The organism is Streptomyces sp. NPDC046915 (assembly GCF_040644935.1).
In the GTDB taxonomy this organism is placed as follows: domain Bacteria; phylum Actinomycetota; class Actinomycetes; order Streptomycetales; family Streptomycetaceae; genus Streptomyces.
This window is the reverse complement of the sequence record NZ_JBEYXB010000035.1, coordinates 23,285-43,609: the sequence shown is the minus strand read 5'-3', so window position 1 is coordinate 43,609 and position 20,325 is coordinate 23,285. Positions and strand designations below refer to the sequence as shown.

Genomic DNA, 20,325 nt, shown 5'->3' with positions numbered 1-20,325 from the left:
ACTTCCAAGTCGTGAGGATCCCACTGCCTGATCGGTTGGCCGACCCTCTCCTCGCGCACCGCACAGGATCGATCTCGCCTGCCGCGGCCCGTCGCAGCTGAAGTAGCTCCCGCGTCTGCTTGGCGGGCAGGCCCTGATTCCCGGCCGGCGCCGCCACCGTCGCGGCGAACGGAACAGGCCCGCCGGTCTGGAAAGCCGCCTGGACGGTCGTGCGCGACAGTCCCGTCCGGGCGGCGAGCTGGATCTTGTTCAGCTCGCGTGGGCCAGGGCGTCTTCCAGCCGCTTGTGCAGCACGGAGTCTCCTCTCGGCTTCAAACGCCCCGCCTTACGAGGAGCGCGGAACAGTGCTTGTGGAATGTGCTTCTCGTTCAAAATCCCCTCTTCCCGAACGATCGCGGCGATGTCGGCGCGCGTCGACATCGTCGGCGGTATGCCGCCTGACCCGGACCACGGCCCGGACCGCCACGTACCGGGACATCCGAGTGGGTGAAGCACCCCTGGCCGTGGTTGTGCCACGAGCGGCCGGGTACTCGGGTGCACCCACCGTGAGGGGCGCCCGCAGGAGCCCAGGCCGTCACGGCTCGACGGCTGCGGGGCACCCGGCGTCCTACGTCCCCTCTGCGAGGCCTCCGATGAGCCGTCTGTTCTCGCCGCTCACCCTCCGCGGCACGACCTTTCCGAACCGGGCCTGGGTGGCCCCCATGTGCCAGTACAGCTCGGTCGACGGCTATCCGCAGGACTGGCATCTGGTCCATCTCGGTTCCCTGGCACGCGGCGGGTCCGGCCTGGTCATGCAAGAGGCCACGGCAGTGGAACCTGAGGGCCGGATCACCCCTTCCGACGCCGGCATCTGGGATGACGGGCAAGCCGCCGCGTACAAGCGGATCACCGACTTCGTCCATGGGCAGGGGGCCATTGCCGGCATCCAGATCTCCCATGCCGGCCGCAAGGCGTCGACGGCACCGCCCTGGGAGGGGGGCGGGTACGTCGAACCGGAGGCGGGAGGATGGCAGACGGTGGCACCGTCACCGCTGCCGTTCGGGGACTGGCCGGCCCCACGTGAGCTCGGCGCGGACGACATCCGCGCTCTGGTCCGGGCCTTCGGCGAGGCCGCCGCGCGGGCGCTGTCAGCCGGCTTCGAGGTCCTGGAGATCCACGCCGCGCACGGCTATCTGCTGCACCAATTCCTGTCACCGCTGTCCAACCACCGCGGCGACGAGTACGGAGGCGGTCTCGACGGGCGCAGCCGTTTCCTCGTCCAGGTCACCGACGCCGTACGGGCGCAGTGGCCGGAGGACCGCCCGCTGTTCGTACGCTTTTCGGCCACGGACTGGGCCGACGGCGGCTGGACGCCGGAGGAGACGGTCGAGCTGTCGCGGCACCTGGTGGCCCACGGCGTCGATCTGGTGGATGTCACCAGCGGCGGCCTCGTCCACAACGCCCGTATCGAAGTGGAGCCCGGCTACCAGGTTCCCTTCGCCCGAGCCGTCCGCGAGGGCGCGGCCCTGCCCGTCTCCGCAGTCGGCCTGATCACCGCACCGGAGCAGGCCGACCAAATCCTCGTGGATCGCTCGGCTGACGCGATCATGCTCGCGCGCGAACTTCTGCGCAACCCGACCTGGCCGCTCCGCGCGGCCCACGTGCTCCGTGACGACGTCCCGTGGCCGAAGCAGTACGAGCGTGGCCGCCCACGTCACCGCTTAGGCACCCGGGAATTGGACCCAAGGCGAAGAGGTTTCCTCTCATATGAGCGATCCATGCACCAATGCCGCCTTTCCCGCACCCCCCAGCGAGTCGATGCGTGCGTTGCTCGCGGCCGACCGTGTCGGCACACTGCAGCGGATATCCGCCCTGAGCCGTGAGTTCGAAGGGATCGTCGAGGCGAACGCACTGGTGGCCATTGACGACGAGCACGACCCGGAGGGGGCGAGCACGGCCTTCGAGCGGGCGCACGTCGCCGCCCTGCTGGCCCAGGCGCGCGAGCATCTGAACGATCTCGATCACGCCCTGGAGCGATTGGAAAGAGGCGACTACGGGCGCTGCGAGCAATGTGGTGAGCCGATTGCGACGGGGCGCCTCGAAGTTCGCCCGGCGGCGAAAACCTGCGTGCGCTGCGCGTCCGTAGCTCGTTGAAGCGTGCCACAGAGGGCGCGACATGTCGTGCTGCCCCAAACTCGACGTGTTCGTTCAGCGCCTGACGCGGGCTGTTGGGAGGTGCGCTTCGCATCCCAGGATGGAGCGGCGAGGCGAGCCGGAGCAGGCCGGCTGGTGGATGCGAACGGCGTGTGAACCGTCCACGTTTTGTAGGGAGCGTTCCATTCATGGAGTTCCGTGTCTACTGGCCGGAAGAAGGAATGACCGGATAGAGATGGAACCCCGCATGGAGGTGGAAGTGGCGCTCAGAGCCTGTGCAACTGACCAGTTCGGCGGTCGCGGCGGACGACAGCGGCGGTGACGCAGGCCACGAGGGCGTGCTGTTCACGCTTGTTGCACTCCCAGTCGATGTCGCGCTGGGCAAGGATCCGCCCTTCACCCGGAACGCCTGGCCGCCCACACCTTGGCGCATGCTGCATGACGGGGTGGTGTCGGGCGCCGAGGTGGGACCAGGGCCATTGCCTTTCGTGCCTGCAACCGGTGGCCGACCGTCCGCCCGCGGCGCGCCACCCAGGTGAGACGGAGAAGTGATCAATTCTCACTGCCTTCCCTCCCTGTCCTGAGACATCGCGGGAGCGAAAGAATCATTGCGCGCAAGGGAGGTCGATCCGTGGGGTGTGAGCAGTGGTCGGCCCGTATCGAGATGCAACCATCGGCTCGCACGCCGAGGCCTCCGCGCCGTCCCGGTCGTCAACGACCCTTCTGCCAGAGTTACATACCTCACTATTCAGTCACCGACTGAGCACTCATTCGATCCGCTCCGTTGACCCCAGTAACCGGTGACCCGCCCGTGGACCGGTAAGTGAGGTTCGCAGATGCCAAAGATCGGCCCGGAACAAACCATGCGGTGTTTCCTCGTCGCTGACTGCTGCCTGGCTTGGGCGCATCTCTCCTCCCGCCACTGCAAGGACTGAGAACGGTCGCTTCATGGACTACTGCATCCCGTGCAGCCGCACGCTTAACGGCGCCGTAACCTGTCCGGAGTGCGGGGCACACGACCCCGGCATGGCACAGTTGAGCGATCGGACGGACGGCGCTCCAGCCGTGGGCGCAGAGATGCCGGAGGTCCGCTGCAGCGAGGGACAGGACACCTCCGGGTCCCCCCTTCCTGGGGCAGCAACTCCCATGCAGGACTTGCCGACAGACCGATGCGACCGACCGTCGCGGTTGAAGAAGTATGCCGTGAGGTCGCTTGCCGCAGCCGCGTTCACCGTCCTCGGAGGCGTGGCCACTGCTTCGGTGCTTTCCCAGCCGACAGCCCCACGAGCAGCCCCGATCCCGGAACAGCCCTCCCCCGAAGAGTCTGGCGTCCGCGTCACCGACGCACCCGACTCATCGGAGCGTGTGACCACGCACCCAGCAAGACGGGGCGTCCAGGACCGGAACAGTGACGGGATCCGGCGTCCTCTGCCGACGGCAACGCGTAGTAAATCACCGGTCTCTCGGCCTCCCGCCACCACCAGTGCACCGCCACCAGTGAAGGCCACGCCGACCGCCCGAAGCTCCAGTAGCCGCCGTCCCAGCGCGCCCTCGCAAACAGCGACTCCTTCCACCAGGCCCTCCGCCAGTCCTTCCGGCAGCATCAGCGCCTCTCCTGGCAGTAGTGGCTCACCGAGCAGCACGGGGGAAACCGGTGGCTGAGACACCGGCTGGGCTCCCCAGCGCAGAAACCTCCACCTGGTCGGCGCGCGGCATCCGCCTGATCGGCGGCGGGCTTGCCAGTGCCCGCGGAAGGCAATTGCAGCGGTCGCCCAGCCCCGCGGCGTCACCGACCAGGGCGACTCGCGTGACTACCCCGTGATTTCCTCGCCCTCGGCCGATTCCCCGCCGACGGCTCCGTCACGTTCGACGTCGAACGGAAGCAAGGCATGTGCCTGCAGGGCGACGGCAACCGCTCCGCTGCCGCGCAGTCTTTCTCGCCTATGCAACCGCCCGCGGACGCACGCTGATCGACAGACGGCTGTATCTGCCCACAGCCAAGGTCGTAGGCGGGGACCTGTCCGAGCCGGATACCCTGGAGAGGGCGCTGACCGGGAGCGACACAGTGTTCCTGATCTGGCCTTTCCTCACGGCCGAGGGCGCGCCCGCCGTGCTGGAGGCGATTGCACGCCATGCCCGCCGCATCGTCTATCTCTCATCTTCGGGTGTGAACGAGGACGCCGAACCGCAGACCGACCCGATCAAACAGCTCCACGCCGACATGGAGCGCCTGATCGAAAAGTCCGGCCTGGAGTGGACCGTCCTGCGGTCGAACACCATCGCCTCCAACTCGCGCGGGTGGGCCGAGCAGATCCGCACCACGCACGTCGTCCGCGGTCCCGATATCGCCGCCACGGCGGTGATCCACGAACGCGACATCGCGGCCGTGGCGGTACATGCGCTGACCGATGACGCGCATGCGGGCGCCAAACACGTCCTGACCGGCCCGCAGGTCCTGAGCAGAGCCGAGCAGGTACACGCGATCGGGGAAGCGATCGGCCGCACGACCCGCTTCGAGAAGGTCCCCGTGCAGGTCGCACGACAGCAGATGCTCGCCGACGGCAGGCCACCCGCTCTCGTGGAGGCCCTGCTGGCCAGCGCTGAAACGCGGCACGAATCGAACTTGATCACCTCCACGGTGGAAGACATCACCGGCGCGCCGGCGCGTACGTTCCGCTCGTGGGCGGAAGAGCACGCGGACGACTTCCGCTAGGTTCGCCGTTCAGAGTCCCGGCCCGAAATCATCCTCGAACTGTGTCGCTCACACACTGGTGGACCTGGCGCTCGCGCCGGAACACCGCCGTGGCCACGGCGCCTTGTATGACGGCTTGAACAAGGGGCGCAGCCCGGGCCGCGAAGGGTGCAGCTCCGGCTCCGGGGTCGCGGAATACTCGGCTGCAACTGAGGCTGGCCCGCTCATAGGATCCTCGTTCGAGGCGCTGACACGGCGCCCTGCCGACCGTTGGCACTCAACGGACCGAGGATGCGTGGGGCAATGAGCAGCCGACTCTTCGCAATCTCCTTCGACGCGCACCAGCCCGAGCGCCTAGCGCATTTCTGGTCCGGCGTCCTGGGCTTGGAGAGAGCCGACGATTCTTACGATGGCGTCGCCCTGCTGTCCGGGAATGTCGCCGGCTACCGCCTCGGCTTCCGTCCCTCCCAAACGCAGAAGTCCGCCCAGAACCGGCTGCACTTCGACCTGACCAGCTCCTCCCTGGAGGACCAGCAGGAGACCGTGGCCAGGGCGCTCGACTTTGGTGCGCAGCACGCTGACGTCGGCCAGGGACCGGACGCGTCCCATGTGGTACTCGCCGACCCCGAGGGCAACGAATTCTGTGTCATCGAGCCGGGCAACGATTTCCTTGCCGGCTGCGGCTTCATCGGAGCGCTCGCCTGTGATGGTTCGCAGACCGTGGGCTACTTCTGGAGCGAGGCGCTGGGCTGGCCGCTGGTCTGGGACCAGGACGAGGAGACCGCCATCCAGTCACCGAACGGCGGTACGAAGATCACCTGGGGTGGTCCGCCACTCATGCCGGCCCCCGGCAAGGACCTGTACTTCGACCTCGCACCGGACGACGATCAGCAAGCGGAGGTCGAGCGCCTGCTCTCCCTCGGGGCGAAGCGTCTCGACCCCGCCCACGGCGGGGAGGGCGCAGTGCTGCTGGCCGACCCCGACGGCAACGAGTTCCGCGTGTACACGCGCCGGTGAAGCGGGAGCCGCGGTAGGCGGTTGCTGCTGCGAGGAGCGCAACAGAGAGTCGGGCAGGCCCCCGTCACCCAACGAGCAGCTCAACGCCTCCCGCGAGGAGAGAGAGCCACACCCAACCCTGTCGAGCAGCTGCCGCTCGCCCAGGACCCCGACCTCATCCTCAGCGCGCTCACCACCGGCGCGCCGAGCCCAGTGCTGGACGACCAGCCGTCAGTGTGACAGGGAGAGGACGTAGAACTCATCACCCTTCGGGCCGATCAGACACGTCCACGGGACGTCGCCCTGCCCAACGTCGAGGTCGGTGGCGCCGAGGGTCCGCAGCCGAGCCACCTCCGCTGCTATCTCGTCACCGGGGCATGACAGCAGGTCAAGATGGACGGCATGTGGCTGCCGGAATCGACCTCGGCGACGAGCGGACTGTACGGACGCACCTGCTGACGATGTTCGACGGCTGGGACGAGAGCTTGCGCTACATCCTGCGCAACAGCGACAGCGGGTTCATCAACCGGTCCCTCTTCGTCCTGCCCGCCCCGCACACCTGGGAGCACGTTCCCGGCGTCACGCTGCTGGGCGACGCCGCGCACCTGATGCCCCCGGTCGGGCTGGGCGCCAATCTCGCTATGCTCGACGGCTCCGACCTCGCCCACGCCCTCGTCACCGAATCCAGCGTCGACGACGCCGTCCGCGCCTACGAGAGCATCATGCTGCCGCGCTCGATCGAGGCCGTGACGGGCAGTGCGCAGGGACTCGACCACCTCGTTCCCACAGCGACTGCCTGAGCCGACTCCACCGCCCCCGGCCCCGCTGCCGCGCCCGCGTCGATCGTGTGCACCTTTCCGGCGGTGGCATCCGCCCCAGGGCGGCGTCGTCAGAGAGTCTGTCCGGTTTGATCACGCGATGCCGAGGGCGGCCTGTGGCTGGGTGGCGTCTCGGCAGCACCTCTTCGAAGAGATCAAGACCCTCGGGTTCGCCGGCTGCCTGAACCTCCTGCACAAGTACATCAACCAGGGCCGCGCGGACGCCGACCGCAGCCACATCTCCCCGCGCCGGCTCGCCCGGATGATCCTCACCAGGCCCGACAACCTCAAGGCCGAACATCACGATCTTCTGGCACGGCTCACCGCCGCCTGCCCCGAGATGACCCAACTGGCCGCCGTTGTCCGGAGCTTCGCGAAACTCCTGACGCCCTGCGCAGGAATTGCCGACGGGCTCTCGCGTTGGATCGTCGAGGTTCGCTCAGCCGATCTGCCTCATCTGCACGCCTTCACCCGGGGCCTGGACCGAGACCGCGACGCCGTGGATGCCGCACTCACACTTCCGTACAGCAACGGCCCCACCGAAGGCGTCAACACCAAGACCAAGTGAATCGCGCGCCAGATGCACGGCCGAGCAGGCTTCTCCCTCCTCCGCCACCGCATCCTCCTCGGATAGCGCCACCCTCCGTCACCACCGAGAGTGAGGCAGGGCCGAACGATTTACAGTCCCGGGCACCGCCGAGGCCGAGCAGGTCCTGCGCCGCTTCACCCGCGGCGGCCCCAAGCACCCCACCTACCAGGCGATCGAGGAGCTGGGGCGCGCGGTTCGGACAGCCTTCATCTGTGACTACCTCGCCGACGTCGAACTGCGCCAGGAGATTCACGAGGGCTTGCAGGTGGTGGAGAACTGGAATTCTGCGAACAAGGACCTTTTCTACGGCAAGGACGGTGACCTGGCCGGACAGGACAAGGAGTCCCAGGAGGTGTCCATGCTCGCGCTGCATCTACTCCAGTCCGCCCTGGTCCACGTCAACACGCTGCTGATGCAGCAGGTCCTCGCCGGTCCGAAGTGGGCTGACACCCTCACTGACGCGGACCGGCGGGCGCTCTCCCCGCTGTTCTGGACCCACGTGAATCCCTACGGCCGGTTCGAGCTGGATAGGAACAGACATCTCGACCTGGACCTGACCGCCCGGGACACCGTACCCGTGCCGCGCGCCCCCGAGGGCAGACCGGCGGCGGCCCTGGGGTGAGGAGCTGGGGCTCCGATCGCCTGCGAACAGCATCTGGTCACCAGCACCCTCGCCGCATAACGACGCGAACAGGTGTCCACTTCACGAGGGCAAGGCTCGACCCGGACTTCATGGTTCCGCGCCTCACCGCGTCCATGGCAGATACCTCACCTGATCAGGCCGGCGCTGGTCAGCCAGATGTGTTCGCATGTCGCCGACGCCTCTTCGAGCTTCTCGCGGGATTCCTGTGAAGCGTGGTAGAAGGTCCGCTCGATCATCCAGCACAGGGCGCGTGCCATCGCCGAGGCCTGGTCCGGTGCCGCGCCGGCCTGGATGCCGGCGCGTTCCAGGACGGCGGTGATGGCCGCGATGAACAGGTCAGCCGTGTGCTTCCACAGTTCACCGATCTCCGGCACGGTCAACGACAGGTCGATCGCCGTGCGCATGACCGGGCCGTGTTCGTTCCACAGCTCGACCGTGCGCTGCATGGCTGCTGCGATGGCCTGGCGTGGCTCGTCGGTCTGCGCGGTGCCCCGGGACCGTTCCCACAGGTGCTCGACGGTCCGGGCCACGAGTGCCGTGACCACTTCTTGCTTTGAGCCGAAGTAGAAGTACAGGGCCCCGCGTGTGATGCCGGCGCCCTGGGCGATGTCGCCGACGGTCATGGCGTCGTAGCCCTTGTGCGCCAGCAGGGCTTCGCAGGTGTCGAGGATGGCCCGCTCCCGGACATCCCCCTTGCGCTCGATGGTGCGACGGCTGCGCGCGGAATGGTGGCCGGGCATCAGAGCTGAGCGCCCTCGGCGAAGTCGGTCGTACGCGAGAGTGTCTCCCACGCGCGGATGTCCTCGTCCACGGCCGTGCGTGCGGCGGTGACCAGCCGCAGCGCGTCCGAGCCCAGGACGAGGTGGGCCGGCGGCTGCTCGACCGTCGTGATGTGCACGACCGCTTCCCCCGCCATGGCCGGATTGCCCAGCTGGTTCCCGCTGGCCTTCTGCCGCGCTTCGCGGATGGGGGTGAACAACTCGTCGTAGTCGTCGACGGTCCGCGCGGCACGTGCCATGGACCGTCCGGCCCAGTCGGTGCGGAAGGAGCCGGGCTCGATCGCCGTCACATGGATTCCGAACTGCGCGACTTCCTTGCCCAGCGCCTCCAGGATTCCCTCCAGGGCGAACTTGCTGCCGCAGTAGGCGGACATGCCGGGCACGGCCATGAGCCCGCCCATGGAGGTAACGGCCATCAGGTGTCCGCGGCGGCGGCGGCGCATGTGGGGCAGCGCCGCCTGCAGGGTGGCCACCGCCCCGAACACGTTCACCTCGAACTGCCGTCGCACCTCGGCCAGCGGGGTTTCCTCGAAGGTCCCCTCCAGGCCGTAGCCGGCGTTGGCGACGACGACGTCCAGAGGGCCGACGCTCCGCTCGACCTCCGCGACTGCGCCGGAGACGGCGTCACCATCCGTCACGTCCAGGATACGGCCGTGAGCGTGCCCGGGCCTGAGCTCTTCGAAGGCCCGCAGGTCCTTCTCGGAGCGGACGGTGCCGATGACGGTGTGCCCGGCGGCCAGGGCGGCTTGGGCGAAAGCGCGCCCCAGGCCCGTGCTGACGCCGGTGATGAGCCAGTTCCGCTTCTCCATTGTTCCTCCAGAGAGGTCTCGCGAGGAGCCGGGGCGCCCTCTCCAGCAAAAGTCTACACCGTGTCGATTTTTATCGTTACCATGTCGATTCTGGTAGCGCTCACGGAATGGAACCCCCAGGTCATCCGCGTGCCGCGCACTGCCCGGATCAGCGCCGTCAAGGCCCAGCAGCCAGGCCGACAACCAGCACCGCACCCCGATCATCACGATCATCACAGGGACACCCAGCGAGGGCCTGAGAAGCCGTATCTCAACCGGTCTTGGAACGTGTGGATTGAACGGAGTCCTGGTCGGGTGATCTTCCGGCGGTACGCGCATGAAGGCAGGGCCTCCTGGTAGCTCGGGGGTGCGACCCCATTCCGAGCGGTTCCCGGAGGCCCTGTTGTCGTTGTTGTACGCGCTCGAGCCCGTTGACTTCAACTCGCCCGCCGGGTCGTGCGATTGCCTCGCGCACGTGTACGGCAACGCTGCCGATCATCCTGGTCGGGTTCGCCGGTATCCGTCGGACATGACGGACGCGGAGTGGGCGGAGGTCCGGCCGTTGTTGCCGGTGCCCGCCTGGCTTCAGGGGCGGGGCGGACGGCCCGAGGGTTACTGTCACCGGCAGCTGCTGGACGCGATCCGTTACCTGGTCGCGGGCGGGATCTCGTGGCGGGCGATGCCCGCGGACTTCCCCGGCTGGAGCCGGTTTTACGCCTTCTTCCGCCGCTAGCGCGAGCACGGGCTGATCGCCGAGTTCCACGACCGGCTGCGCGGGGAGGTCCGTGAGCGCGAGGACCGCGAGGCCGAGCCCATGGCGGGGATCATCGACGCGCAGTCGGTGCGGGCCGCCGCGACGGTGCCGGCGCACGCGGCTACGGCGGCGGGAAGAAGGTGCCGGGCCGCAAACGGCACATCGTGACCGACACCCTCGGTCTGCTCCTGGTCGTCACGCTCACCGCTGCGAACATCGGCGACCGGGACGCCGCGGCAGGCCTGCTGACCCGGCTGCGCCGCCTGCACCGCGACATCACCCTCGTCTGGGCCGACGGCGGCTACACCGGCGGCTGGTGCCGGGACGTCCTCGCCCTGACCTTGGAGATCGTCAAGCGCACCGACGACATGACAGGGTTCGTGGTGCTGCCGAGGCGGTGGGTGGCAGAGCGCGCGTTCGCATGGTTGATGAACTCCCGCCGTCTGGCCCGGACTACGAGGCCCTGCCCGCCACCAGCGAGGCGATGATCCGGTGGTCGATGGTCACGCGGATGAGCCGGCGTCTGGCAGCCACGGGCCGCCGACCGGCACTGAATGCCCCCGACGCCTCCAAGAGGAGCCACCCGCGCTCCGCGAGGCGCCGGGCTTTCGACCGCAGCCCCTAGACCTTCGCCGGCGTCGCCCCAAGGCCCAGTTCCACCGCGATCTCCTTGGCTCCCAGCGGCCCGTGACCCGTGGATCGCTGCTGTTCCAGCACGCCCAGAATCCGCTGATGGTCCGGCGTTAGAACCGTCACCGGCAGCCCTTCCCACCAGGGCGGCACCGTCGAGCCCGGCACCGGCGCGAGCGATGGCGCCGCTTCCTCCTCCGCCTCGGTCCCGGTCACGGCAGTGGACTCGGCCGCGGAGACGGCCAGGGCCTCGACCAGTTCCTCCCGCGCGATCACCCGCCGGTCCAGCTCGATCTCCGCGGCCTCCAACACCTCAGGCAACCGCGCGACTTCCTCCCGCAAGCCCTCCACCCGCACACGAGCAGACGCCTCTCGCTCCTGCAGCATTCCCAGCACCGACGCCACCGCACGCCCCTCGACCATGAAGCGGACACAAGATGTCGCGATGCCTCCCTCAACCCGAGCGAAACCATGCTTGACCAGCAGGAATCAAGGGATCACGTTCGGTTGAGACACGGCTTCTCAGTCATTTCCATCATCTGGGCCGCTTATCTCGTGGTTCTTCAGGTCGCCGACGATGACGCCGCCGAAGCGGGCGGGGGTGTAGAACGTGGCGGCCGCCTCCTTCACCTCGGCTGCGCTGACGTCCTGAAGGCGCCGCGTGAAGGCGACCAGCCAGTCCAGGGGCTGGCCGAGCGTGAGGTGGGACAGGAGAGTGGAGGCGAGGCTGCTTTGGGAGGCGAGGGAAAGGGCGGTGACCCGCGTCGTGTAGCGCAGTGCTGCGGCCGTCTCCTCCCTGGTCGGCCCTTCGTGCGCGAAGCGGTCCAGCTCACGGAGGAGCTGCTGCAGAGCGGGGCCGGTGGCGGCGGTGGCGGTGTCCAGAGCGTCGCAATTCCATGATCACCGGAACCTGTGCCTGCCTTGCTGCCAGGGCTCCCCGCGCAGCCTATCTGCGCGGCCTCTTAGATGAACACCGACTGCCTGGGCGCGGTGAACGACCGCCGCCGAGACCACGGGGAGAGGCAGGCAGGCTCGCTGACCAGCGCGTTTCTTTCAACAACCAAATGGGGGGCCGGGGTCCTGCTTGCCTTTTTCCTCGTGCCGCCCGTAAGCGTTGAGCAGTAGTTGCGCGGTGATGTTGATGTGCTGGCTGAGTGCCTCGACGACGCCTGGTACATCCCGGGCGATGGCGCGATCGCAGATCATCTTGTGTTCTGCGGCGACATCGCGGTGGCTGTGCTCGGCCGGTGTGCGGGCCCAGCAGCGGTAGACCTCAGCGGCATCGCGCAGCTGTGTGGCGATGTCCCGCAGCTGCCGGTTGGGACATCCCTCCAGCAGGACGCGGTGGAAGCGGGCGTGGGCGTTCAGCCAGCGTTCGCCGAGGGCTCCGTCGTCGCTGAAGTACGGAGTGCGGGCGAGATGGTGGTGTGCCGCGAGCAGATCGGACTCCCACTCGATGGTGCCGGCGGCGACGGACTCCTGGACCACGTGGGTTTCGATGAATACGCGGGCCTCGGTCAGCTCCTGCAGGCGCTCGGGGGAGACGGTGACGACCCGGAACCCTTGCTGCGGCGCGAAGGTCGCCAGTCCTTGGCCGACCAGCCGGGGCAGCGCCTCCCGTAGTACCCCGCTGCTGGCGCCATAGCTGTCCTTCAGGGCTTCCACGCGCAGACGTGAACCGGGCTCGTGCCGTCCGTTGAGGATGTCCGCGCGCAGCCGCTTGTAGATCTCCTCGGCGCGTGTCATGGAGCGGGTCGTGGTCATGTCGAAGATACTAGCCCCTCTAGGTATTTTATAAAAATCTCGAGATTTCATTGACGTATCGACGGAGAGGGCGTTGACTCCAGACATTCAGCAGCGAGAGCACCGGAGGCAGCGCACCATGAGGACGACGACCCGATCCGGACGGATGTGTCTGGTGACCGGAGAGGCGGTGATCGATGTCGAGCGAGCCAGTGCTGGTCGGTTTTCGGCTGATCCGCTGGCAGTGTTCGAGGAGTGGGACGCGTTCCGGTCGTGGGCTGCAAAGGTGGAGCCTGCAGGCGCCCACGGATCGACTGGGCCGGACGGCAGCGTTTCGCCGACGCCGCGGCAGGTGTTCGCGATCGGATTGAACTACCGTGGCCACGCCGAAGAGGCCAGCCTGGCGGCGCCTGAGTCCCCGTCGGTCTTCACCAAGTTCGCCACGGCCCTGACCGGCCCGGACACGCAGCTGAGGTTGCCCAGCGGCCGCGTCGACTGGGAAGCCGAGCTTGTGGTGGTGATGGGGCGCCGGGCGGAGCACGTGGCCGCCGGGGACGCCTGGTCCTACGTGGCCGGGCTGACCGCGGGGCAGGACTACTCCGAGCGCGAGGTGCAGTCCGTCGGCCCCGTCCCGCAGTTCTCCCTCGGCAAGTCCTTCCCCGGCTTCGCGCCGACCGGGCCGGTACTGGTTACGGCCGACGAGTTCGCGGATCCGGACGACCTGGCGATCGAATGCCTCGTCAACGGGGAGAGCGTCCAGAAGTCCCGCACCTCGTCGATGATCTTCCCGGTCGCCGAATTGATCGCAGGGCTGTCCGCGGTCTGCCCGTTGCTGCCGGGCGACCTGATCTTCACCGGCACTCCCGCAGGAGTCGGACACGCCCGCACCCCTCAGCGCTACCTGCGGCCAGGAGACGAGGTCATCACCCGCATCGAGGGCATAGGACAGCTCCGGCAGACCTGCGTCGCCGCCTGAGAGAAGGGCACCACCATGGCCTTGCACAGACTGCAGTCACTCACCGTCGGCGTGCCGAACGTGGCCGAGGCTGCCGACTACTACGTCGACTTCGGACTCGAACAGGTGGCACCCGGACGGTTCGTCACCGTCGAAGGCGGTGAACAGTTCTTCCTCGAACATTCCCCCGTCCGGCGCCTGCTGGCGATGACGGTCGCCGCCGACGACGGCGACGACCTGGACCGGATCGCCGCGAACCTGGAACGGCTCGAGCTGTCCTGCGAACCCGACGTCAACGCCCTGCGTACCAGGGAACCCATCGCCGGTATCTCGGTGGAAGTGCGCATCGCACCCCGGCTGACCCGGATCACCGTCCCGGCCACCCCGTACAACGGTCCCGGACGCCTGGACCGTGCCGGCACCCGAGCACCCGTACTCTCCCGCACCGACCCGGTCCGGCCCCTGGCCCTGGGCCACGTCGTCATCGGTTCGGTGGAACAGGAGTCGACACAGCGGTTCTTCACCGAAGGACTCGGATTCAAGGTCAGCGATGTTGTGCCCGGCTCAGCCGCGTTCCTGCGCTGCTCCACCGACCACCACAACGTCCTGGTGCAGCAGGCGCCGCTCAACTTCCTGCACCACACCTCCTGGCAGGTGACGGATGTCGACGAGGTGGGCCGGGGCGCCACGCGCATGCTCACCGAGCACCCGGAACGCCATGTGTGGGGGCTCGGCCGCCATCACATCGGCTCAAACTTCTTCTGGTACCTCAAGGATCCGGCCGGCAACTTCAGCGAGTACTACGCCGACATGGACTGCATCGTCGACGACCAGCTGTGGACGCCACGATCCTTCGAAGGAATGCAGGCGCTCTACACCTGGGGGCCTCCGCCGCCGCCGTCGTTTCTCGCTCCCGAAGACCTGGCCGCGCTGATGGCCGGCGCCCATAAGGCCAATAACTGAGAGCGCCCGACACCGTAAACCGCGACGAGGCGCGTTGCCCCGCCCGCATCACACGGATGGGGACCCGAGCCGCATTCCTGCGCCGACCCGCCGTCGGCGAGCCGCACACAGACACCTCCCCCCTTTCCCGCAGCGCCGCGGTCAGCAGTCGCGACGGGTGAGACTGCTGAAATCGGAGCCGGAACATTGAGCACACCAGCCTTCGTCCGTCGGCGCGGCCAACCGTCCCCGGGCCCTTCATCGCGGTCAGGCACCGCGCTCGCCGTGGGCCTGGCTGTGATGACACTGGAGGGCTTCGACCTCGTCGCCTACGGTGCGACCACTCCGCTGCTGCTGGGCTACCGTCCCTGGCACCTCTCCGTCGCCTTCGTCGGCCTGCTCGGCAGCCTCACTCCGATCGGCATGCTCGTCGGCTCCCTGCTGGTCGGCCAGTTCACCGACCGGTTTGGCCGGCGCCGCACGACCCTGATCAGTATCGCGGTGGTCAGTGCCGGGATGTTCGCCTGCGCCGTGGCACCCCTTCCATCACTGTTCGGCGCCGGCCGATTCGTCGTTGGGCTCGGTGTCGGTGCGATCTACCCGGCGATGGGCCCACTGATCTTCGAACTGGCCCCGGACAGGCGAAAGAACCTTTACTCGGGCATCGTCCAGTGTGGGACCGCCATCGGCGGTTCGTCCGCGGCCCTCGTCGCCAACACACTGCTGAGTGGGCACAGTTTCCACCAGGAGTACCTGGTCGGCGGCATCGCCGGTCTGCTTCTGCTGCCCATGGCCTTCGTCTGGCTGCCCGAGTCCACGGAGTACCGCCAGGCGGTCAGCGCGTCGACCCCCGACCTCGGCAACCGTGGTGTCCGGCTGGTGCTCAGACCGCCCTACCGCGGCACCACCCTGATGTTCTGCGCCATGGCGGCCCTGTCGTTCTTGCTCATCTTCGGCATGAACACCTGGCTGCCGCGGCTGATGCAGACGGCGGACTATCCGCTGCAGGACTCACAGACCTTCCTCGTGCTGCTGAACCTCGGTGCCACCGTCGGCGGGCTCGCGATGGCGCTGCTGGCTGACCGTGCCGGATCGAGGGGCCCGATCACGGCCAGTTTCGCCCTCGGAGCCGCCGCGATCGTCGCCATGAGCGCCCAACTGCCGCTGCCAGTGCTCTACGGCATCGTGATAGTCGGCGGCTGCGGCGCGGTCGGCGTCCAGGGACTGATCAACGTGTACATCTCACGTTCCTACCCGGTGACCGCAAGGGCCAGCGCGGTGGGTGTCGCGCTCGGGGTGGGCCGCACCGGCGCCATCGCCGGCCCCACGTTCGGCGGCTGGATCCTCGCGGCCGGCCTGGAACCCCGCTGGAACTTCGTCCTCTTCGCCGTCCCCGCCGTCCTCGGCGCAGCCCTCGCCCTGGCTGTCGGCGGACGGACATCCCAGAATCAGGGCCGTCTCGCCCCCGCGCCGCGCGCCAAAGAGCCGACGGCCGGACACACAAAATGAAAGAGCGCATCATGGACACCTACGACATCGCCGTCGTCGGCTGCGGCCCGGTCGGACTGGCTCTCGCACGACTGTTGGCCATGAAGGGGCTCCGGGTCGCCGCCATCGACCCCAACCGACTCGTCTGCCAGCATCCGCGCGCCACGCATCTCGACGACGAGACCATGCGCCTTCTGCAGACCCTCGGCGCGCAGGACATGGAACACCAGTTCCTGCGCCAAGCCTCCTGGACACTCCACCGGGAGGACGGGCAGGCCTTCCTCCAACAGACGCTGCCCGAGGAGGAGTCTGACCAGGGCTGGCGCACCGACTACCAGTTCCACCAGCCCGACTTCGAGTCGCGGCTGCGGGGTCTGCTGGCGGCCGACGCGAACGCGGACCTCTGGTTCGGCTGGACGGCCACCGCGATCGAGCAGGACGACAAAGCGGTGCGGCTCACGCTGCTCGACCGGTCGACCGGAGCCGAAACCACTCTCACGGCTGGCTACGCCGTCGGCTCCGACGGCGCCAACTCCTTCGTCCGGCAGGCGATGAACGCCGAAGTCGAGGACCTCCACGGCACTCAGCGTTCCCTCATCGTCGACATCCACCCCTTCGAACACCCTGCACAGCTCCCAGCGGACAGCGGATTCATCTGGTGCGAGGGGAAGCGGCCCGTGACCTACGTCCCGATCTTCCCGCCCATGCTCCGCTTCGAGTTCATGCTGCTCGACGAGGACGACGCGGCAGAGCTCGAACGACCGCAGTCGGTGTACGACCTGCTGAGCCGCTGGCTGGAACCGGGCAGCTACCGCATCATGCGTACGGACACCTACGAATGGCACGCCCGGCTCGTGCACGGCTGGCGGTCCGACCGCCTGCTGCTCGCCGGCGACGCCGCGCACGAAATGCCTCCCATGCTCGGCCAGGGCATGTGCTCCGGGCTGCGCGATGCCGCGAACGTGGCGTGGAAGCTCGCCGCCGTGGTCAAGGGCGAAAGTCCCCAAGCCCTGCTCGACACCTACGAAAGCGAGCGGGCTGCGCACGTGCGCCCTTACATTGAGGAATCCGCTCGGCAGTCCAACCTGATCGAAGCCCTCGGAATGGGCGCGTTCCCGGAGCTGAACGGAACGCAGACGATCGAGAGGTACCGGCCGCTGCTAGGGCCAGGCGTGGTTGCCCAGCCCGGCGGAGCCATCGGGCAACTGAGCCCGCAGCCACGCGGCGCGAACGGGGAGAAGCTGGACGATGTGAGCGGATACGGCTTCACCGTCGTGGGGAAGCGGGAGGTCACCTCCGAAGTGTCCGTGGACGTGCAGCAGCTATGGCGCCAACTCGGCGTAGTGGCCGTCCCGGAGACGGGGCCGGCCATCGACCGCTGGCTTGCCGAACACGAGGCGGCAGCGGCAATCATCCGTCCGGATCGCTACACCTTCGCGCTCGTCGCCGACACGGCAGAACTGGAGCGGGCCACCCGCGACCTGGCGCGGACGGCATCGGTACAGGAGGTGGGCGCGTGAAGGAGTACGCGGCCGGAATGACGTGGGGGGAGGGCCCCCGCTGGCAGCGCGGTGCACTGTGGCTGTCCGACACTCAGGGCGGAAAGCTGTGGACCGACCACGACGGCCCCTGGCGCGGAATTCCGCTGAATGCCATCCCCAACGGCCTTTGGTTCCTGCCGGACGGGCGGCTGGTCGGGGCCATGATGCATCAACGGCGTATCGGCGTGTGGACCGGTGAGCAATTCGACACCTACGCGGACCTGAGCGCGGTGGCCACCGGTCCGCTCGGCGACATGGTCGGCGACCCGCACGGCAACCTTTACGTGGATGACGTCGGCTTCGCCGCGCACGCCGGTGAGCCATTGCGACCGGGTCGGCTGCTGCGCGTTGCTGCAGACGGAGCGGTACAGGTGGCCGCCGAAGACGTTGAGTTCCCCAACGGGCTGGCCTTCGCCGGCGACGGCCGCACCCTGGTTGTCGCCGAGACCACCCGGCAACGACTGACCGCCTTCACCGTCGCAGACGACGGTGCCCTCACGGACCGTCGCACCTACGCCGACCTCGCCCACCTGATCGGCGACGACGTCCGGCCGGACGGAATCTGGGCGACACAGGACGGAGTCTGGGTGGCCACCACGACCGGACACGCCGTCGCCCTGGTGCGGGAGAACGAGCTGGTCACCTCGATCGGCACCGGGACGCTGCTGCCGATCGCATGCTGCAGCGACGGCGGGAACCGGCTCTTCGTCACCCTCGCCGATACCCATGGCCTCCCTCTGGGCGAGGCCATGGCCACAAAGGCAGTGCACACGACGGTCGCACTGCTCGAAGTAGCAAAGGCGGGGGACACCTCATGAGCACGAAGCCACCGGACTGGACCCCGACGACACAGGCTGTCGAAAACGCCCGGATCACCGACTTCACACGGTTCGCCTCACAGCACGCAGGACGTGACCTGAGCGGTGACTACCACAAGCTGTGGGCGTGGTCGGTTGACGACGTGAACGGCTTCTGGGCCGCGGTGTGGGACTACTTCCGTCTGCCCGAGCGCCCAGCGAGACCCGCGCTGGCGACCGAGGCCATGCCGGGAAGCGTGTGGTTCCCCGGCAGCACGCTGAACTACACGGCCGAGGTGTTCCGCGACCGGACCGGCACCGACACCGCCGTCATCACGGTGACCGAGGACACCGGTCCGGTGGCCATCACCTGGCACCAACTGCGTCGCCAGGTCGCCTCACTCGCGCAGGCACTCACCGGACTTGGCGTGCGCATGGGTGACCGGGTGGTGGGATACCTCCCCAACGGGGTACAGGCCATCGCGGCCTTCCTCGCCACCGCCAGCCTGGGCGCGACCTGGGCGGTGTGCGGGCAGGACTACACCGCGGCCGCGGCCGCGGCACGGTTCACACAACTCCGGCCGACCGTGCTGATCGCCGCGACCGGCTTCCTCCACGGCGGGAAGCACATCGACCGCTGCCCCGACGTACAAGCCCTGCGCGACGCACTGCCGACCCTGGCGGCGACCATCGTTGTAGGGGACGCGACACGGGTGCCCGACGCCCTTGGGTGGTCCGCGCTCACCGAGCACGACGCCGACTTCGCACCCCGCCCCGTCCCGTTCGACCATCCGCTGTGGGTCGTGTTCTCCTCGGGCACGACCGGACGGCCGAAGGGCATCGTGCACGGGCACGGCGGGGTCGTGCTCGAGCACCTCAAAAACCTGGGCCTGCAGCTTGGCCTGCGCGCCGGGGACCGCCTGCTGTGGCACACCACGCCGAGCTGGATGATGTGGAACGTCCTGGTCGCTGGTCTGCTGCTGGGTGCCACAGCCGTGTGTTACGAGGGCAGCCCGACGTATCCCGATACCGATGCGCTCTGGCAGCTCGCGGCCGGCCTGGAGGTGAAGGTCCTGGGTACCAGCCCCGGCTACCTGGCGGCGTGTCGCAAGGCCGGCGTGCGGATCACCGACCACTGTCCGGCTTCGCTCGAGCGCCTGGGCGTCACCGGCTCGACGTTCCCCGGCGACCTGCAGCACTGGGTCGCCGACGAGCTCGGGCCCCGGGCACAGGTGGTGTGTACCAGCGGCGGCACCGACGTGGTCACCGCGTTCCTCGGTGCCACCCCCACCACTCCGGTCTGGGCCGGGAAGCTGTCCGCCCCCTGCCTGGGCGTGTCCGTGGAAGCCTTCGGCCCGGACGGGAAGCCGGTGCGGGGCGAGGTGGGGGAACTGGTCGTACTCCGGCCAATGCCGTCGATGCCGCTCTTCTTCTGGGACGATCCGGACGGCTCCCGCTACCGCAACGCCTACTTCGACGTATACCCGGGAGTGTGGCGGCACGGCGACTGGATCACCATCACCGATCAGGGCTCGGTGATCATGCATGGCCGGTCCGACGCGACCCTGAACCGCCACGGCATACGCATGGGCAGCAGCGACATATACGGCCCGGTGGAGGGGCTCGAGGAGATCGCAGAAGCTCTCGTCGTCGGGATCGAGCAGGACGGCGGCGACTACTGGATGCCGTTGTTCGTCACCACCGCCGACGGCACCGACGTCGACGACGTGCTGCGCGAGAAGATCCGCAACGCCATACGCCACGGAGCCTCCCCCCGCCACGTACCCGACGAGATCATCCAAGCCCCCGGTATCCCGCACACCCGCACCGGCAAGAAACTCGAAGTCCCCGTGAAACGTCTGCTGCGCGGAGACGCTCAGGACACCGTGGTCGACCCCGGCAGCGTCGACAGACCAGAACTCATCGACTGGTACGCACGGATCGGCGCCGCTCACCGTACGCGACGCGGCACCGCTCTCGGTTCCGCTCCGTCCCGATCAGCGAACGGCAGATCCTAGAGCATCGAACGCTGCCCCG

General features: G+C 68.2%; 18 protein-coding genes and 3 pseudogenes. 15 read left to right on the top strand and 6 right to left on the bottom strand.

All coding sequences use genetic code 11. The features are described from left to right. Positions 1-249: 249 nt before the first annotated feature. The gene (locus ABZ915_RS45580) at positions 250-420 is read right to left on the bottom strand and encodes a hypothetical protein (protein ID WP_361816354.1); all 171 of its coding nucleotides are present in this window, start codon (positions 418-420) and stop codon (positions 250-252) included. Positions 421-632: 212 nt separating this feature from the next. On the opposite strand from ABZ915_RS45580, the gene ABZ915_RS45575 reads away from it, so the two are divergent. The 4 genes from ABZ915_RS45575 to ABZ915_RS45560 all read left to right on the top strand — a co-directional run bounded on the left by ABZ915_RS45575 (position 633) and on the right by ABZ915_RS45560 (position 5,842). Continuing rightward, a complete protein-coding gene (locus tag ABZ915_RS45575) occupies positions 633-1,862 on the top strand; it encodes an NADH:flavin oxidoreductase/NADH oxidase (RefSeq protein WP_361816351.1) in 1,230 nt (409 codons plus the stop codon). After that, positions 1,798-2,133 (top strand): TraR/DksA C4-type zinc finger protein, encoded by a 336-nt coding sequence (locus ABZ915_RS45570; RefSeq protein ID WP_361816348.1) that lies wholly within the window; start codon positions 1,798-1,800, stop codon positions 2,131-2,133. The genes ABZ915_RS45575 and ABZ915_RS45570 overlap by 65 nt, the downstream gene beginning before the upstream one ends. Positions 2,134-4,102: 1,969 nt before the next feature. Next, positions 4,103-4,846: an NAD(P)H-binding protein gene (locus tag ABZ915_RS45565; protein WP_361816424.1), complete on the top strand. Its 744-nt coding sequence runs from the start codon at positions 4,103-4,105 to the stop codon at positions 4,844-4,846. A gap of 282 nt (positions 4,847-5,128) precedes the next feature. Further along, entirely contained in the window at positions 5,129-5,842 is a 714-nt protein-coding gene (locus ABZ915_RS45560; RefSeq protein ID WP_361816345.1) for a VOC family protein, read from the top strand. Positions 5,843-6,052: 210 nt separating this feature from the next. On the opposite strand, the pseudogene ABZ915_RS45555 reads toward ABZ915_RS45560, so the two are convergent. Next, positions 6,053-6,226: pseudogene (locus tag ABZ915_RS45555) on the bottom strand (VOC family protein); the annotation flags it as partial. Here ABZ915_RS45555 and ABZ915_RS45550 point away from each other — a divergent pair. From ABZ915_RS45550 to ABZ915_RS45540, 3 genes and pseudogenes are all read left to right on the top strand, one after another. Then, complete coding sequence (locus ABZ915_RS45550) at positions 6,226-6,621, top strand: FAD-dependent monooxygenase (RefSeq protein WP_361816342.1); 396 nt, start codon at positions 6,226-6,228, stop codon at positions 6,619-6,621. The pseudogene ABZ915_RS45555 and the gene ABZ915_RS45550 overlap by 1 nt on opposite strands. A 154-nt stretch (positions 6,622-6,775) precedes the next feature. After that, positions 6,776-7,273 (top strand): annotated as a pseudogene (locus tag ABZ915_RS45545) (transposase); the annotation flags it as partial. Positions 7,274-7,340: 67 nt separating this feature from the next. Then, positions 7,341-7,850: pseudogene (locus ABZ915_RS45540) on the top strand (Tn3 family transposase); the annotation flags it as partial. Between the two features lie 146 nt (positions 7,851-7,996). Here ABZ915_RS45540 and ABZ915_RS45535 read toward each other — a convergent pair. Both ABZ915_RS45535 and ABZ915_RS45530 read right to left on the bottom strand, forming a co-directional pair. Beyond that, positions 7,997-8,611, bottom strand: a complete 615-nt coding sequence (locus ABZ915_RS45535; protein ID WP_361816340.1) for a TetR/AcrR family transcriptional regulator — start codon at positions 8,609-8,611, stop codon at positions 7,997-7,999. Next, positions 8,611-9,459: an oxidoreductase gene (locus tag ABZ915_RS45530; protein WP_361816337.1), complete on the bottom strand. Its 849-nt coding sequence runs from the start codon at positions 9,457-9,459 to the stop codon at positions 8,611-8,613. Before ABZ915_RS45530 ends, ABZ915_RS45535 begins: the two co-directional genes overlap by 1 nt. 508 nt (positions 9,460-9,967) lie before the next feature. On the opposite strand from ABZ915_RS45530, the gene ABZ915_RS45525 reads away from it, so the two are divergent. Beyond that, positions 9,968-10,171: a transposase gene (locus ABZ915_RS45525; RefSeq protein ID WP_361816334.1), complete on the top strand. Its 204-nt coding sequence runs from the start codon at positions 9,968-9,970 to the stop codon at positions 10,169-10,171. A gap of 185 nt (positions 10,172-10,356) precedes the next feature. Next, entirely contained in the window at positions 10,357-10,680 is a 324-nt protein-coding gene (locus ABZ915_RS45520; RefSeq protein ID WP_361816331.1) for a transposase, read from the top strand. Positions 10,681-10,813: 133 nt separating this feature from the next. Here ABZ915_RS45520 and ABZ915_RS45515 read toward each other — a convergent pair whose 3' ends face one another. Both ABZ915_RS45515 and ABZ915_RS45510 read right to left on the bottom strand, forming a co-directional pair. Continuing rightward, a complete protein-coding gene (locus tag ABZ915_RS45515; RefSeq protein WP_361816329.1) occupies positions 10,814-11,245 on the bottom strand; it encodes a hypothetical protein in 432 nt (143 codons plus the stop codon). A 630-nt stretch (positions 11,246-11,875) separates the two neighbouring features. Continuing rightward, the gene (locus ABZ915_RS45510) at positions 11,876-12,586 is read right to left on the bottom strand and encodes a GntR family transcriptional regulator (RefSeq protein WP_361816326.1); all 711 of its coding nucleotides are present in this window, start codon (positions 12,584-12,586) and stop codon (positions 11,876-11,878) included. A gap of 118 nt (positions 12,587-12,704) precedes the next feature. Here ABZ915_RS45510 and ABZ915_RS45505 point away from each other — a divergent pair, with 118 nt between their 5' ends. The 6 genes from ABZ915_RS45505 to ABZ915_RS45480 all read left to right on the top strand — a co-directional run bounded on the left by ABZ915_RS45505 (position 12,705) and on the right by ABZ915_RS45480 (position 20,306). Further along, entirely contained in the window at positions 12,705-13,541 is an 837-nt protein-coding gene (locus ABZ915_RS45505; protein WP_361816323.1) for a fumarylacetoacetate hydrolase family protein, read from the top strand. Between the two features lie 15 nt (positions 13,542-13,556). Further along, a complete protein-coding gene (locus tag ABZ915_RS45500; protein WP_361816321.1) occupies positions 13,557-14,483 on the top strand; it encodes a VOC family protein in 927 nt (308 codons plus the stop codon). Positions 14,484-14,747: 264 nt separating this feature from the next. After that, complete coding sequence (locus tag ABZ915_RS45495; protein WP_361816318.1) at positions 14,748-15,971, top strand: MFS transporter; 1,224 nt, start codon at positions 14,748-14,750, stop codon at positions 15,969-15,971. Positions 15,972-15,982: 11 nt separating this feature from the next. Then, a complete protein-coding gene (locus ABZ915_RS45490) occupies positions 15,983-17,470 on the top strand; it encodes a bifunctional 3-(3-hydroxy-phenyl)propionate/3-hydroxycinnamic acid hydroxylase (RefSeq protein WP_361816315.1) in 1,488 nt (495 codons plus the stop codon). Then, positions 17,467-18,309, top strand: a complete 843-nt coding sequence (locus ABZ915_RS45485) for an SMP-30/gluconolactonase/LRE family protein (RefSeq protein WP_361816312.1) — start codon at positions 17,467-17,469, stop codon at positions 18,307-18,309. The genes ABZ915_RS45490 and ABZ915_RS45485 overlap by 4 nt, the downstream gene beginning before the upstream one ends. Further along, positions 18,306-20,306: an acetoacetate--CoA ligase gene (locus ABZ915_RS45480; protein ID WP_361816309.1), complete on the top strand. Its 2,001-nt coding sequence runs from the start codon at positions 18,306-18,308 to the stop codon at positions 20,304-20,306. The genes ABZ915_RS45485 and ABZ915_RS45480 overlap by 4 nt, the downstream gene beginning before the upstream one ends. Positions 20,307-20,325 lie beyond the last annotated feature (19 nt).